At 67.1% G+C, this 15,371-nt stretch carries 14 protein-coding genes; 7 read left to right on the forward strand and 7 right to left on the reverse strand.

The window, feature by feature from the left end; all coding sequences use genetic code 11:
- Positions 1–41: 41 nt before the first annotated feature.
- From E4487_RS20360 to phhA, 5 genes are all read right to left on the reverse strand, one after another.
- A complete protein-coding gene (locus E4487_RS20360; RefSeq protein WP_175254235.1) occupies positions 42–1,304 on the reverse strand; it encodes an MFS transporter in 1,263 nt (420 codons plus the stop codon).
- A 145-nt stretch (positions 1,305–1,449) separates the two neighbouring features.
- Positions 1,450–2,793: a DUF2254 domain-containing protein gene (locus tag E4487_RS20365; protein WP_175254236.1), complete on the reverse strand. Its 1,344-nt coding sequence runs from the start codon at positions 2,791–2,793 to the stop codon at positions 1,450–1,452.
- A gap of 85 nt (positions 2,794–2,878) precedes the next feature.
- On the reverse strand, positions 2,879–4,078 hold the full coding sequence (locus tag E4487_RS20370; protein WP_175254237.1) for an amino acid aminotransferase: 1,200 nt from the start codon (positions 4,076–4,078) through the stop codon (positions 2,879–2,881).
- Entirely contained in the window at positions 4,075–4,428 is a 354-nt protein-coding gene (locus E4487_RS20375) for a 4a-hydroxytetrahydrobiopterin dehydratase (protein ID WP_037056381.1), read from the reverse strand. The genes E4487_RS20370 and E4487_RS20375 overlap by 4 nt, the downstream gene beginning before the upstream one ends.
- Positions 4,429–4,549: 121 nt before the next feature.
- Complete coding sequence (phhA, locus tag E4487_RS20380; protein WP_037056375.1) at positions 4,550–5,335, reverse strand: phenylalanine 4-monooxygenase; 786 nt, start codon at positions 5,333–5,335, stop codon at positions 4,550–4,552.
- Positions 5,336–5,594: 259 nt separating this feature from the next.
- Here phhA and E4487_RS20385 point away from each other — a divergent pair, with 259 nt between their 5' ends.
- Positions 5,595–7,148, forward strand: coding sequence for a sigma-54-dependent phenylalanine hydroxylase transcriptional regulator PhhR (locus tag E4487_RS20385; RefSeq protein WP_037056373.1), 1,554 nt, complete (start codon positions 5,595–5,597; stop codon positions 7,146–7,148).
- A 7-nt stretch (positions 7,149–7,155) separates the two neighbouring features.
- Here the strand turns inward: E4487_RS20385 and E4487_RS20390 are convergent, their stop codons facing one another.
- On the reverse strand, positions 7,156–7,710 hold the full coding sequence (locus E4487_RS20390) for a nucleoside deaminase (RefSeq protein WP_175254238.1): 555 nt from the start codon (positions 7,708–7,710) through the stop codon (positions 7,156–7,158).
- A gap of 244 nt (positions 7,711–7,954) precedes the next feature.
- On the reverse strand, positions 7,955–8,842 hold the full coding sequence (locus tag E4487_RS20395; protein ID WP_037056369.1) for a LysR substrate-binding domain-containing protein: 888 nt from the start codon (positions 8,840–8,842) through the stop codon (positions 7,955–7,957).
- Positions 8,843–9,028: 186 nt separating this feature from the next.
- Here E4487_RS20395 and E4487_RS20400 point away from each other — a divergent pair, with 186 nt between their 5' ends.
- From E4487_RS20400 to dctP, 6 genes are all read left to right on the forward strand, one after another.
- Positions 9,029–9,856: a MaoC family dehydratase N-terminal domain-containing protein gene (locus tag E4487_RS20400; RefSeq protein ID WP_150605902.1), complete on the forward strand. Its 828-nt coding sequence runs from the start codon at positions 9,029–9,031 to the stop codon at positions 9,854–9,856.
- A gap of 74 nt (positions 9,857–9,930) precedes the next feature.
- Complete coding sequence (locus E4487_RS20405) at positions 9,931–11,094, forward strand: acyl-CoA dehydrogenase family protein (protein WP_037056365.1); 1,164 nt, start codon at positions 9,931–9,933, stop codon at positions 11,092–11,094.
- A 10-nt stretch (positions 11,095–11,104) separates the two neighbouring features.
- Complete coding sequence (locus E4487_RS20410; protein WP_175254239.1) at positions 11,105–12,457, forward strand: MmgE/PrpD family protein; 1,353 nt, start codon at positions 11,105–11,107, stop codon at positions 12,455–12,457.
- A gap of 66 nt (positions 12,458–12,523) precedes the next feature.
- Entirely contained in the window at positions 12,524–13,726 is a 1,203-nt protein-coding gene (locus E4487_RS20415) for a CaiB/BaiF CoA-transferase family protein (protein WP_175254240.1), read from the forward strand.
- A gap of 100 nt (positions 13,727–13,826) precedes the next feature.
- A complete protein-coding gene (locus tag E4487_RS20420; protein ID WP_175254241.1) occupies positions 13,827–14,654 on the forward strand; it encodes a CoA ester lyase in 828 nt (275 codons plus the stop codon).
- A gap of 126 nt (positions 14,655–14,780) precedes the next feature.
- Positions 14,781–15,371: TRAP transporter substrate-binding protein DctP (dctP, locus tag E4487_RS20425; RefSeq protein WP_175254242.1), on the forward strand; the 591-nt coding region annotated here is incomplete at its 3' end.

Below are 15,371 nucleotides of genomic sequence, written 5' to 3' on the forward strand. Positions count from 1 at the left end.
GGATAGGCTCGGGGCCTTGCCGAAACAGCCGGTTGACGTCTTCAGGACACGGGGTTCGGGGTGTCCTCCATGGGTTCGTGTTCATGTGGCGGCGCATCGGGCATCAGCTCCAGCACCGTGGGGCTGGTGCGCAGCATGGGCACGAAGTGGGCGGCATCGCCGCTGACCAGATCGCTGACATGGCGCAGCCGGTAGAGGGTGTAGGCGGCCAGCAGGCCGAGGGTGCTGGCGAAGTACAGCGGCAGTGCCGTGGCGCCCAGCTGCTCCATCAACACGCCGGCCAGCAGCGGCCCGCAGACCGAGCCGATGCCATTGACCATCAGCAGGCTGGCGGAGCCGGAAAGGATCTCGTCGCTGTGCAACTGGTCGATCAGCTGCGCCACGGCGATGGGGTAGATGGCGAAGGCCAGGCCGCCCCAGACGAAGATGGCGCCGAGCAGCAGCGGTCCGGCGGGCAGCAGGCTCATGACCAGCGCCAGGCCGACGGCCAGCAGCACGACCCAGAGCAGCACCTGGCGGCGGTCGTGACGGTCCGAGTAGATGCCGATCGGCCATTGCAGCAGGGCGCCGCCGAGAATGGTCGCGGTCATCAGCAGGCCGACGCCGGGGGTGTCGAAGCCGGCCAGGCTGGCGTACACCGGCGCCATGCCCCAGAAGGCACCGAGGGCCAGGCCGGACAGGCCGGCGGCGACGATGGCCAGCGGCGCGATGCTCCACAGCTGGCGCAGGTTGCTCGGTGGCGTTTCCGGCAGGCTCGGTTGCGCCTGGCGGGTCAGGGTGATGGGCATCAGCGCGGCGCTGATCAGAATCGCGGCGATGGCGAACAGGGTGAACTGCACCGGGTCAGCCAGGTGCAGCAGTTGCTGGGCCAGGGCCAGGGCACCGAGGTTGACCGCCATGTACACGGCGAACACCTGGCCGCGTTTCTCGTTCGCCGCCTGGGCGTTGAGCCAGCTTTCGATGACCATGTACAGCGTCACCAGGGCCAGGCCGTAGAGCACGCGCAGGCCCAGCCAGATCCACGGGTCGATCAGCAGCAGGTGGAGCAGGGCGGCGATGGCGGCCAGCGCCGCGCAACAGGCGAATGCACGGATATGCCCGATGCGCCGGACCAGCGGAGTCGCCAGCCAGGTGCCGAGGAGGAACCCGACGAAGTACCCGGACATGATCAGTCCGAGCATCGTGGTGGAGTAGCCTTCGGCGACGCCACGCAGGGTCAGTAGGGTGTTGAGCAGGCCATTGCCGAGCAGGAGTAACGCGACCCCGCTCAGCAACGAACTGATGGGGGCAATCAGGGACCACATGCGAACTACCCTAGGGAACTGTGCCCTCGATGGCAAGCATGAAACACGCCATGGTTTTCCTGATGTGTTTCCAAGCTATTGATATATATGAAGTATTTTTACTGATAAACGGTAGATCAATTTTTCGGTGGTGCCTGGCGCCCCGTCATGGGGCGTCGCTGGCATCCGGCAGGGGCAGCAGCGGGCGCTGGTCCGCAGGCAGCGTGCGGTTGAGGCGCGCGACGAACGCGTTGATTTCCTCGCGCTCGCGGCGCTCGAGCAGGTGGCGCTCGGCGGTGTCCCGCACGCTGCGCGCATGGCGCAGCAGCACCTCACGCTGCGCCGGGCTGCAGGGGCGGTGCAGCAGGTTCTTGAACGCCTGCAGGAGGCTGCTCAGCACGCTGACGTCCGCCGCGCCGTAGGCCCGAATCGGCCCCAGCAGTTGCAGCAGCAACTGGTCCAGCGAGAGTTCGTGGTAGGACAGCCGTGGCGGTTCGTCGGGCAGCGGCACGAAGTCGCGGTCGCCGAGTGCCAGGCGTCTGCTCAGCAGCACGCTGAGCAGGTCGACGGTCTTGATCGCGGTACCCGGATCGTTGATGCCGGGGCTGAGCGCCTTCACGGCGATCTCCGCCATCTGCCGGCAGCCGAAGAAGTAGTGGGTGCTGGCGTACTCCTCGATGAAGAAGTCGAAGCAGTCGAGCAGTTGCTGGCAGACGTCTTCGTCCAGCGGACGCTCCAGGCGCAGCAATGGATGGCCCTCGGTGACGAAGAAACCGCGGTGGGCGAGGACCGTCATGCGCACCTGGTGGCGGCGCAGCAGGGCGTTGGCTTCGCTGACGTTGAGGGCCTTGAAGTAGCCGTTGCGCTGCGCATTGATCGTCACCCAGGCGCTGTCGTCCGGCCAGTCGGGTTGCTGCTCCCGGTCGGCCAGGTTCGCCTGGCAGGCGTCGAGCTTTTCCAGGCTGGCGCCGTAGAGATTGCTGAGAATGTGCTCGACCTGGATGGACTGCGAGATGGAGCGGATGAAGTGCACGAACAGGCCCAGGCAGGTGATACCCAGGGCCAGGGTGATCAGCACGCCGAGGCTCGGCACCCGCTCGCTGTCGCCCTGTTCGATGGTGGTGATCAGCAGCAGCGCATAGAGGATGCTGCCCAGGTAGACGCCGAGGGTCTTCTGGTGCCCCTTGCTGCTGATCAGGCCCGGAATCACCCGTGGCGAGAGCGAGGCCGCGGCGTTGTTGAGCACCACCATGACCATCGAGAAGCTGAACACCATCAGCGAGAGGATGCCGGCCACCAGGGTGCCGAGGATCAGCCTGGCGTTGTCCGCATTGCGCACCAGGCCGATGTCGAAATTCTCCTTGAGCGCCATCATCCAGGGGCGATATTCGATGGCCATGGTCAGCACGCACAGCAGGAAGAAGCCGATGGCGATCAGCGTCGGGTAGAAGGCCAGGCTGTGGATGATGCGCTGGTAGGCGCGAAAGAGGATGTTGCTGGGTACGGCCATTGGCGAATCCGTCGTGGATGGCGTTGACCGCACTATAGCCGTGAAGCGGGCAGGCGGCAGGCCATAGTGACCGCCGCCCGCCGACTCAGTTCACGCAGACCCGGGCGATGGCGCTGGCCAGTTGCTCCAGGCGCGTGGCATCCAGTCCGGCGACGTTGGCGCGGCCGCTGCCGACCATGTACACACTGAACTCCTCGCGCAGGCGTTGCACCTGCACCGCTGTCAGGCCGGTGTAGGAGAACATGCCGCGCTGCTCGGCGATGTGCGCGAAGCGCTCGCTCAGGCCGTGCGGTGCCAGGGCTTCGACCAGGCCGCGGCGCAGGCTGGCGACGCGTTGGCGCATGACTTCCAGCTCGTCCAGCCACAGGCGCTTGAGCGCCTCGTCGCCCAGCACCTGCGCGACCACCGCGGCGCCATGGGCCGGTGGTGTCGACCACAGGTTGCGCGCGATGGACGCCAGCTGGCTGCGGATGTCGAGCAGTTTCTCGGCATCGGCGGCGCAGACGATCAGGGCACCGGTGCGCTCGCGATAGAGGCCGAAGTTCTTCGAGCAGGAGCTGGTGATCAGCAGTTCGGGCAGCTCGGCGGCGAACAGGCGCACTGCCCAGGCATCGTCCTCCAGGCCATCGCCGAAGCCCTGGTAGGCGAAGTCGATCAGCGGCAGCAGTTCGCGAGCCTTGACCACTTCCAGCACGCGCTTCCAGTCACGCGGAGCGAGGTCGAAGCCGGTGGGGTTGTGGCAGCAGGCATGCAGCAGGACCACATCGCCCTTGGGCAGGTGGGTGAGTACCGCGATCATGGCCTCCACGTCGAGGCGATTGTCGGCGCCGACGTAGGGGTAGTGGCCGACCTTGAGCCCGGCCTCGGCGAACAGCGTCTCGTGGATCGGCCAGGTCGGGTCGCTCAGCCAGATGCCGCGTCCCGGCAGGCAGTGGCGGATGAAGTCGCCGGCCAGGCGCAGGGCGCCGGTGCCGCCGGGGGTCTGCGTCGCCCCGGCACGCTGCTCGGCGAGCAGGGCGGAACCCGCGCCCAGGACCAGCTCGCTGAGCAGGGCGCCGAACGCCGCGTCACCGTGGCCGCCGACGTAGGTCTTGGTGCGCTCGCTGTCGATCAGCTGCTGCTCGGCCAGTTTCACCGCACGCGGGATCGGCGTCAGGCCCTGGGCATCCTTGTACACGCCGACCCCCAGGTCCAGGCGCGCCGGGTTGCTGTCCAGGCGATACGCCTCCATCAGGCTGAGGATCGGGTCGCCGGGCACGCGGGCGACAGCGGCGAAATGGCTCACTTGCGACCCTCGGCACTGGCGGCGAGTACATCGGTGCGGGCCGCCATGATGAAGTCGTTGCGGTGCAGGCCGCGCATCTCGTGGCTCCACCAGGTGACGGTGACCTTGCCCCATTCGGTGAGCAGGGCAGGGTGGTGACCGACTTCCTCGGCGATGGCACCGACGGCGTTGGTGAAGGCCAGGGCGTGGCGGAAGTTCCTGAACAGGTAGACGCGCTCCAGCTCCATGTGGTCGCCGCGCACCTCGATGTTCCAGTCGGGAATCTCGCGGATCAGCTCGGCCAGCTCCTCATCGGACACTTTCGGCGCATCGGCGCGGCAGGCTTCGCACTGGGCTTGGGCAAGACTCATTGGGGTTCTCCTGATTGTTCGTAGCCCGGATGAAATCCGGGGCGATGTCTGAGGGCCATCCCGGATTTCATCCGGGCCACTCGCTATAGCGATGGTGGACAAGCCTGGCGGCATGTCCACCCTACGCGGCTTTCGGCGGAAACTTCGGGGCATGCAGGCCCAGGCTCATGGCCTGTTGCACCAGCGCCATGATGTCCTGCTGGGCCAGCTCGAACAGGCGCTTGAGCTCCGGCAGGACGAAGTACACCGGTTGCAGGATATCGATGCGATACGGCGTGCGCATCGCTTCCAGCGGATCGAAGGCCTGGTGCTCGGGTACGTCGGACAGGGCGTAGAGGGTTTCCTTCGGCGAGGACAGGATGCCGCCGCCGTAGATGCGTCGGCCTGCCGGGGTGTCGAGCAGGCCGAACTCGATGGTCAGCCAGTACAGGCGCGCCAGGTAGACGCGCTGCTCTTTCGTGGCCTGCAGGCCGAGCTTGCCGTAGGTGTGGGTGAATTCGGCGAACCAGGGGTTGGTCAGCAGCGGGCAGTGGCCGAAGATCTCGTGGAAGATGTCCGGCTCCTGCAGGTAGTCCAGTTCTTCGGGCGTGCGGATGAAGGTGGCGACGGGAAACTGCTTGCTGGCCAGCAGCTCGAAGAAGGTCTGGAACGGAATCAGCGCCGGCACCCGTGCCACGCGCCAGCCGGTGCTGGCTTCGAGCACCCGGTTGATCTCGCCCAGCTGCGGGATGCGCTCCAGCGGCAGGCCGAGCTGTTCGATGCCGTCCAGGTATTCCTGGCAGGCACGGTTCTCGATCACCTTCAGTTGGCGGGTGATCAGGGTGTTCCACACCTGATGCTCGGCCTCGGGGTAGTGGATAAAGCCACTGTCGTCCGGTTCTCGGGCCAGGTACTGCGTGCTCTTCATCGCTGCCTCCTTCAGGGGGCTGTTGTTCTTGTCTTGACCAGAGCATGCCTGCGATCGCTCCGCCGAACAGGGGGCAGTCCAGGCGGGATATGTGCGGACAGGGGGTTAAATCGTAAAGTTTTGATTACGACTTTGGTGGGGTGGCCGGCTTTCAGCTTGCTGTCACGCGAAACTGTCACATATTCTTGACGAAAAATATGCCGTCGCGGCGAATTTCCAAGTGTGACGGCCCATAACAAGACCCACAAGAGCCTGCGCCATGCGTATCAAGGTCCATTGCCAGAACCGTGTCGGCATCCTGCGTGACATCCTCAACCTGCTGGTCGACTACGGCATCAACGTCGCCCGTGGTGAAGTCGGCGGCGAGCAGGGCAACGCCATCTACCTGCACTGCCCGAACCTGATCAACCTGCAATTCCAGTCGCTGCGCCCCAAGTTCGAGGCGATTCCCGGCGTGTTCGGCGTCAAGCGCGTCGGCCTGATGCCCAGCGAGCGGCGTCATCTGGAACTCAACGCACTGCTCGGCGCTCTGGATTTTCCGGTGCTGTCGATCGACATGGGCGGCAGCATCGTCGCCGCCAACCGCAGTGCCGCGCAGTTGCTCGGCGTGCGGGTGGACGAGGTACCCGGCATGGCGCTGTCGCGTTACGCCGAGGACTTCGACCTGCCCGAGCTGGTGCGCGCCAACAAGACGCGGATCAACGGCCTGCGCGTGAAGATCAGGGGGGACGTGTTTCTCGCCGACATCGCGCCGCTGCAGAACGAGCATGACGACAGCGAGGCGCTGGCCGGCGCCGTGCTGACCCTGCACCGCGCCGATCGCGTCGGTGAGCGCATCTACCACGTGCGCAAGCAGGAGCTGCGCGGGTTCGACTCGATCTTCCAGAGCTCGAAGGTGATGGCGGCGGTGGTCAAGGAGGCGCGGCGCATGGCGCCACTGGATGCGCCGCTGCTGATCGAGGGCGAGACCGGCACCGGCAAGGAACTGCTGGCGCGCGCCTGCCACCTGGCCAGCCCGCGCGGCCAGTCGCCATTCATGGCCCTCAACTGCGCCGGCCTGCCCGAATCCATGGCCGAGACCGAGCTGTTCGGTTATGGCCCCGGCGCCTTCGAGGGGGCGCGGCCGGAAGGCAAGCTCGGTCTGCTGGAACTGACGGCCGGCGGTACGCTGTTTCTCGATGGTGTCGGCGAGATGAGCCCGCGCTTGCAGGCCAAGTTGCTGCGCTTTCTCCAGGATGGCTGTTTCCGCCGGGTCGGCAGCGACGAGGAGGTGTACCTGGATGTGCGGGTGATCTGCGCCACCCAGGTCGATCTCTCCGAGCTGTGCGCGCGTGGCGAGTTTCGCCAGGACCTCTACCACCGCCTCAACGTGCTCAGCCTGCACATCCCGCCGCTGCGCGAATGCCTCGACGGCCTGGCGCCGCTGGTGGAGCACTTCCTCGACTCGGCCAGCCGGCAGATCGGTTGTGCGCTGCCCAGGCTGGCGCCGCCGGCCCTCGAGCGCATGGCCCACTACCACTGGCCGGGCAACGTGCGGCAGCTGGAGAACGTGCTGTTCCAGGCGGTATCGCTGTGCGACGGTGGCACGGTGAAGGCCGAGCACATTCGCCTGCCGGACTATGGCGCGCCGCAGCCGCTGGGCGAGTTCTCGGTGGACGGCAGCCTCGAGGACATTCTCGGTCGCTTCGAGAAGGCGGTGCTGGAGCGTCTGTTCCGCGATCACCCGAGCAGTCGGCAACTGGGCAAGCGTCTCGGGGTGTCCCACACCACCATCGCCAACAAGCTGCGTCAGCATGGCCTGGGCAAGGACTAGGCAGAGCTCATGGCTGGCCGCGCCAGGCCCGGGCCACCCGCTGGCGCAGCGCCTGGCGGTTCTGCAGGCGATGAATCGCCAGTTCGGACAGCTCGGTCCAGTAGGGCGCGACCTCGGCCTGGGCCACCGACAGGCGTGAGGCCAGGCTTTCCCAGACAGGCGGCAGCTGGCCGTGGCTCACGGCGAAGCCACCGTCCTGGTCACGCGCCAGGTAGCGCACGCGCGGTATGCCGGCAAGCAGGATGCGGCCGTAGCACATCAGGCAGGGTTCCAGGCTGACGTAGAGCGTCAGGCCGTCGCGATCGACCTCGGGGTGCAGGCGTTCGAGTTGGTCGATGACCTTCATCTCGGCATGGGCGGCGCTGTCGAAGCCGTTGGCGAACACCTGGTTGCGGCCGCTGCACAGCAGCTCCTGGCGCTCGTTGACCAGCACCGCGCCAACGGCGTAGCAACCCTCCTCCAGCGCCAGCAGGGCCTGCTCGCAACACATCCGGCCCCAGATGTCCTCGGTGTTGTTGCTGGCCGGCGCCTGTTGCAGGAGGGCGAGATGCTCGGGGCTCATGAAGGTGTCCTCATCCACCACTACGGATTGCCAACAGTATGGCTCGCGCCCACGAGTTCGCCTGCATACGACCATGGTGCAATAGGCAGGCGGGTGGGTGAGGGCGACACTGGGCCCGTACCGATCATCCTGCGTGATTTGGGTGCAAGCGTTTCCGCATTCCTTTTCAGGAATGCCTTGAATGGGCGGGCGACCTGATGGTCGCCCTTTTTTTGCCTGCCGTTCCTGCTGACGCCGCCCGGCGTCAGACGCCCTGGGTCAGCCTGTCGATCAATGCACGGACGCTGCCCGGCAGCGCATCCAGCTCGCGCACCAGCATGCTGCGCTCGCGCACCGCCCAGTCCTCGTCCAGCTGCAGGACGGCCAGTTGCATGGTGCGGCTGTGCCGGCGTGCGGCGGACTCGGGAATGATGCCGATGCCCACGCCGCCCTCGATCATCCGGCAGATGGCCTCGAAGCTCGACACCTGGATGCGCAGGGCGAGCGTGCCGCCGAGCTTCTCCACCTGTTCGCGCAGAAAGCTCAGCAGGGTGCTGCCCTCGTGCAGGCCGATGTGCTGATAGGCGAGGGTGTCGCTGAAACTGACCGACTGCCGTTGCGCCAGGGCATGGCCCAGGGGCACCGCCAGCACCAGGCGGTCGGTGCTGAAGTGCAGCACCTGCAAGCCCGTTGCCTGCACCGGGCCGGCGATGATGCCGAGGTCGGCGGCGCCATCCAGCACGCCGCGCACGATGTCGCGGCTCAGGCGCTCCTGCAGATCGACCGTGACCCCCGGGCGCTCGGCGAGGAAGCCGGCCAGCACCTCGGGGAGGAATTCGGTGACCGCCGTGGTGTTGGCGAAGATGCGGATGTGCCCGGCGGCGTCGGTGCCATATTCGGTGAACTCGCTTTTCAGGTAGTCCACCTGACGCATGATCAGCCGCGCGTGCTGCAGCAGGCGCTGGCCTGCCGGGGTCAGCTCGACGCCACGGCTGTCGCGGTACAGCAGGCGGCTGCCGAGCTGGCCCTCCAGGGCCTTGATCCGTGCGCTGGCCGCCGCCGGCGAGAGAAAGGCCCGGCGCGCGCCCTGGGTCAGGCTGGGCGACTCGGCGATATGGATGAACAGGCGCAGGTCGGCTAGGTCGAAATGCATGGTGGCCTCGGTGACGGCGCAAAGGTCCACTGGGAGCGATCGGCCGGGGATCGCGGCTAGAAGTCGCCCCTGCGTGGTGAAGGCGTTAAGCATATCCGAACGCTGGATTAAATAAATGGAGATTCTCTGAACGCAGGCCGGGTTGCATGCTCTGCTCCACACAAGAACGAGCCGGAACCCTGCACCATGAGCGACTCTGCTTTCTCTGCCTGGATTGGTCGTAGCGAAGAAGTCCACGACCAGATCAGCCGTAATCTGGTCAAGCGCATCGCCGCCACCCTGGGCGACGCCACGCCTGCCCACGGCGAGGCACTTCCTCCTCTCTGGCACTGGGCGTTCTTCCAGGAGCCCGTGGCCGAGAACGGCCTGGGTACGGATGGCCATCCGGCGCGCGGTGGCTTCCTGCCGCCGGCCGACGACCGCAACCGCATGTGGGCCGGTGGCCGCATCGAGTTCTTCCAGGCGCTGCGTGTCGGCGGCGAGGCCAGTCGTGTGTCGACCATCACGCACATCGAGGAGAAGCACGGCCGCACTGGCGCACTGCTGTTCGTCACCGTGCAGCACGACTACCTGCAGGACGGCCAGCTGGCCATCCGCGAAGAACAGGACATCGTCTACCGCGAGCCCAGCCCACCCAAGGCCAGCAGCGGCGAGCCGCTGGTCGCCGGGGACTGGCGCGAGGCGGTGACGCCGAGCAGCACGCTGCTGTTTCGCTACAGCGCGGTGACCTTCAACGGCCATCGCATCCACTACGACTGGCCCTATGTCACCGAAACCGAAGGCTACAGCGGCCTGGTCGTGCACGGCCCGCTGATCGCCACGCTGAGCCTGCGCGCCTTCTGCCACGCCAACCCGCAGGCGCGTCTGCGCCGCATCGCCTACCGCGGCCTGCGTCCGCTGATCGCGCCGCAGCCCTTCGAAGTCGGCGGGCGTATCAGCGAGGTCGGCCATGCCGAACTGTGGGCGGGCAACGAGGCCGGCCTGGCGCAGCGCGCCGAGGTGCAATTCGACTGATTGTTCGTAGCCCGGATGCAATCCGGGAAATCGCCCCGGATTGCATCCGGGCTACGGCTCACTGAGGAACTGTGATGAACGCCAGCAACAACGAAGAACTCAATGCCATCCGCGAAGGCGTGCGCGCCCTGTGTGCGGAGTTTCCCGCCGAATACTGGCGCAAGATCGACGAGGAGAAGGGCTTCCCGGAAGCCTTCGTCAGCGCCATGACCGAGGCCGGCTGGCTGTCGGCGATGATCCCGGAAGAGTACGGCGGCTCGGGCCTGGGCCTGGCCGAGGCGTCGGTGATCCTCGAGGAGGTCAACCGCTGCGGCGGCAACTCCGGGACCATCCACGGGCAGATGTACAACATGTTCACCCTGCTGCGTAACGGCAGTGACGAGCAGAAGCGCTACTACCTGCCGAAGCTGGCCAGTGGCGAGCTGCGCCTGCAGTCGATGGGCGTGACCGAGCCGACCACCGGCACCGACACCACCAAGATCAAGACCACCGCCGTGCGCAAGGGCGACACGTACGTGATCAACGGGCAGAAGGTGTGGATCTCGCGCATCCAGCACTCCGACCTGATGATCCTGCTGGCGCGCACCACGCCGCTGGCCGAGGTGCAGCGCAAGTCCGAAGGCATGTCGATCTTCCTCGTCGACCTGCGCGAAGCCATCGGCAACGGCCTGACCGTGCAGCCGATCGCCAACATGGTCAACCACGAGACCAACGAGCTGTTCTTCGACAACCTGGAGATTCCCGCCAGCAGTCTGATCGGCGAGGAGGGCAAGGGTTTTCGCTACATCCTCGACGGCCTCAATGCCGAGCGTACGCTGATCGCCGCCGAGTGCATCGGCGATGGCCGCTGGTTCATCGAGAAGGCCAGCCAGTATGCCCGTGACCGCGTGGTGTTCGGTCGCCCCATCGGCCAGAACCAGGGCGTGCAGTTCCCCATCGCCAAGGCACACATCGAAGTGGAGGCGGCCGACCTGATGCGCTGGCGCGCCTGCGAGCAGTACGACCGTGGCGAGAACGCCGGGGCCAGCGCCAACATGGCCAAGTACCTGGCGGCGGAAGCGTCCTGGGCGGCGGCCAACGCCTGCCTGCAGACCCACGGCGGTTTCGGCTTCGCCAACGAATACGACGTCGAGCGCAAGTTCCGCGAGACCCGCCTGTACCAGGTGGCGCCGATCTCCACCAACCTGATCATGTCCTATGTGGCCGAGCACCTGCTCGAGCTGCCACGCAGTTTCTGAGGAGCCGACCATGAGCACGGACACCCAGAAGCTCGCCGCCTTCCTCGCCGAGCTGCGTTACGACGACCTGCCCGAACATGTGCTGGAGCGCACCGAGGACCTGCTGCTCGACTGGCTGGGCTCGGCCCTGGCCAGCGAAGGCGCACGACCGATTCCGCTGTTCGAGGCCTACGCGCAGAAGATGGGCCCGGCCGACGGCCTGGCGCGCATCCTGGTCAACGGCCGGGGCACCTCGGCGTACTTCGCCGCCCTGGTCAACGCCGCGTCCTCGCACCTGGTGGAGCAGGACGACCTGCACAACAGCTCGGTACTGCATCCGGCCACCGTGGTCTTCCCGGCTGCGCTGGCGGCGGCGCAGGACCTCGGCAGGTCCGGCCGCGAATTGCTGCTGGCCTCGGTGGCCGGCTACGAGGCGGGCATCCGCATTGGCGAGTTCCTCGGCCGTTCGCACTACCGCATCTTCCACACCACGGCCACCGTCGGCACCCTGGCGGCCGCCGTGGCCGTGGGCAAGCTGCTGGATTTCGACCAGCAGCAGTTCATCCACCTGCTGGGCAACGCCGGCACCCAGGCCGCCGGTCTCTGGGAGTTCCTGCGCGACGCTGCCGATTCCAAGCAGCTGCACACGGCCAAGGCAGCGGCCGATGGCCTGCTCGCCGCCTACCTCACCGAGCAGGGCTTGACCGGCGCGCAGAACATCCTCGAAGGCGAGCAGGGCATGGCAGCGGGAATGTCCCGCGATGCCGACCCGCGCAAGCTGTCCGATCGCCTCGGGCGGCGTTGGGCGCTGGTGGAGACCTCGTTCAAGTTCCACGCCTCCTGCCGGCATACCCATCCGGCTGCCGATGCCCTGCTGGCGCTGATGCAGCGCGAACGCCTGCGTCACGAGGACATCCAGCGGGTGACGGCCCGCGTGCACCAGGGCGCGATCGACGTGCTCGGCCGCGTGAAGGTGCCGCAGAGCGTGCACCAGGCCAAGTTCTCCATGGGCACCGTGCTGGGCCTGATCGCCGTGCATGGCAAGGCGCAGCTCACCGAGTTCGCCGAGCTGGCGCTGCAGGACCCGGCCGTGGCGGCGTTTCGCGACAAGGTGCAGATGCGCCTGGACCCCGAGGTGGACATCGCCTATCCGCAGCGCTGGCTGGGCCGCGTCGAAGTGCTCACCCGCGATGGCCGCACGCTGTTCAGCGCCATCGACGAGCCCAAGGGCGACCCCGGCAACACCCTCAGCCGCGCCGAGCTGGAAGACAAGTTCCGCCGCCTGCTGGCCTTCGCCGGCAAGCGCAGTGGCGATGAGGCCGGCGTGCTGATCGAGCGGGTCTGGGGCCTGCGCGACAGCGCTGACCTGAGCAACCTGGCCTGACGGCTCACTTCGAATTTCCGGTGGATCGGCGAAGCGCGATCCACCCTACGGATCAGGGAACCGCACATGAACAACGCACAACAACCCCGGCCACTGGATGGCATCACCGTGGTCAGCCTGGAACATGCCATCGCCGCGCCGTTCTGCACCCGCCAGCTCGCCGACCTCGGCGCGCGGGTGATCAAGGTGGAGCGTCCAGGCAGTGGCGATTTCGCCCGTGGCTACGACGAACGCGTCAGCGGCCTGGCCTCGCACTTCGTCTGGACCAACCGCTCCAAGGAAAGCCTGACCCTCGACCTCAAGCAGGACGATGCCACCCAGGTGCTCGACAGCCTGCTGGCCAAGGCCGACGTGCTGGTACAGAACCTCGCGCCCGGCGCCGCCGCGCGCATGGGCCTGTCGTTCGAGGCCCTGCACGAACGCTTCCCCAGGCTGATCGTCTGCGACATCTCCGGTTACGGCGAGGGCGGCCCCTATGAGCAGAAAAAGGCCTACGACCTGCTGATCCAGAGCGAGGGCGGCTTTCTCTCCGTCACCGGCGGGCCGGGCGAGGAGGAGATGGCCAAGGCCGGTTGCTCCATCGCCGACATCGCGGCCGGCATGTATGCCTACACCGGCGTGCTCTCGGCGCTGATGCTGCGTGGCCGCACCGGCGTCGGCAGCCGCGTCGACGTGTCGATGCTGGAGAGCCTGGTGGAGTGGATGGGCTACCCGCTGTACTACGCCTACGAGGGGGCCACGCCGCCGCCACGCGCGGGCGCAGCGCACTCGACCATCTACCCCTATGGCCCGTTCCCGGCCGGCGATGGCGGCACGGTGATGCTCGGCCTGCAGAACGAGCGCGAATGGGCGGCGTTCTGCGACAAGGTGCTGGAGCAGCCCGCGCTGGCCGGCGACGAGCGCTTCAGCGCCAACTCGCGGCGCTCGGCCAACCGCAGCGAACTGCGCGCGATCATCCTCGAGGCCTTTGCACGCATGACTGCGGCGCAGGTGATCGAGCGCCTGGAGCAGGCGCAGATCGCCAACGCCCAGGTCAACGACATGGCCGGCGTCTGGGCCCATCCGCAACTGCAGGCGCGGCAGCGCTGGCGTCAGGTCGACAGCCCCAGCGGCAGCCTGCCGGCCCTGCTGCCGCCGGGGCGCAACAGCGCCTTCGAGCCACGCATGGACGCCATCCCCGCGCTGGGCCAGCACACCGACGCGCTGCTCGCCGAGCTGGGCTATGCCACCGGCGATATCCAGCGCCTGCACCAGCAGGGGGCCGTATGACCGACAAGCGCCTCCCGGCCGAGTGCCGCCATTCATTGCGCAGGGTGGCCGACGCACGTTGCGTCCAGCACACGCCTGCCAACCGCACAGAGGTGCGAGCATGAACACGCCAATCATCCGCAGCGCCCTGTTCGTGCCGGCCAGCCGTCCCGAGCGTATCCCCAAGGCACTCGCCGTCGGCGCCGATGCCGTGATCGTCGACCTGGAAGACGCCGTGCAGGAGAGCCTGAAGGTCGAGGCCAGGGCCAATCTCGATGCCTTCCTCAGCGCCAACCCCGAGGCGCGCCTGCTGGTGCGCATCAATGCCCCCGAGCATGCCGGGCATGCGGCCGACATCGCTCTGTGCGCCCGGCATGCCGGGGTGGTCGGCGTGCTGCTGCCCAAGGTGGAGTCTGCCGCCCATGTCTCACGTGTCGCGGCCTGCGCCAAGCCGGTCTGGCCGATCATCGAGAGCGCGGCGGGGCTGCTGGCGCTGGCGGACATCGCCCATGCCGACGGTGTCGAGCGCCTGTCCTTCGGCGCGCTCGACCTGGGCCTGGACCTGGGCCTGAGCAGCGGTTCTGCCGCCGCCGAACGCATCCTCGACCAGGCCCGCTACGCCTTGCTCCTGCAGTCGCGCGTGGCCGGTCTGGGCGCGCCGCTGGACAGCGTCTTCCCGGCCATCGAAGACCGTGAAGGGCTCGCCCGCACGGCGCGTGATGCACGCGACATGGGCTTCGACGGACTGCTGTGCATCCACCCCACCCAGGTCGAGATCGTGCACCGCGCGCTGTGCCCGGCTGACGAGGAACTGGCCTGGGCGCGGCGGGTGATGGCCGCTGCCAGCAGTGGTGCAGGGGTGTTCGTGGTCGACGGGCAGATGGTCGACGCCCCCGTGCTCGGCCGCGCCCGGCGCCTGCTGCAACGGGCAGGGGAGGCCTGCGACTGACAGGCCTGCCGTGTTGCTCTGCCCCTGAGAGGAGCCTGAGGTTTTCCAGTGATGTAACCGCACGGTTGCCCCGAGGCAGCCGGCTCTTTCCACGTACCAAGCAAACAACAACAACGAGGTAACGTCATGTTCAGATTCACCGCCAAGGCACTCGCCTGTGCCGCGATCCTTTCCTGTGCCGGCCTGGTCCAGGCTGCCGAGGAGCCCATCATCATCAAGTTCGCCCACGTGGTGGCGGACAACACGCCCAAGGGACAGGGTGCGCTGCTGTTCAAGAAACTGGCCGAGGAGCGTCTGCCTGGGCGGGTGAAGGTAGAGGTCTACCCCAACTCCTCGCTGTTCGGCGATGGCAAGGAAATGGAGGCGCTGCTGCTCGGCGACGTGCAGATGCTGGCGCCGTCGCTGGCCAAGTTCGAGCAGTACGCCAAGCCGGTGCAGCTGTTCGACCTGCCGTTCCTGTTCGATGACATGGCGGCGGTGGACCGCTTCCAGGCCAGCCCGCAGGGGCGTGCACTGCTGACCTCCATGGAGAGCAAGAACATCACCGGCCTGGCCTACTGGCACAACGGCCTGAAGGTGATGTCCGCCAACAAGCCGCTGCGTGACCCGGCCGACGCCCGTGGCCTGAAGTTCCGCGTGCAGGCTTCCGCCGTACTGGAAGAGCAGTTCAAGGCCGTGCGCGCCAACCCGCGCAAGATGAGCTTCGCCGAGGTCTAC

Origin of the sequence: Pseudomonas sp. BMW13 (genome assembly GCF_013357275.1) — a bacterium.
Taxonomy (GTDB): domain Bacteria; phylum Pseudomonadota; class Gammaproteobacteria; order Pseudomonadales; family Pseudomonadaceae; genus Aquipseudomonas; species Aquipseudomonas khazarica.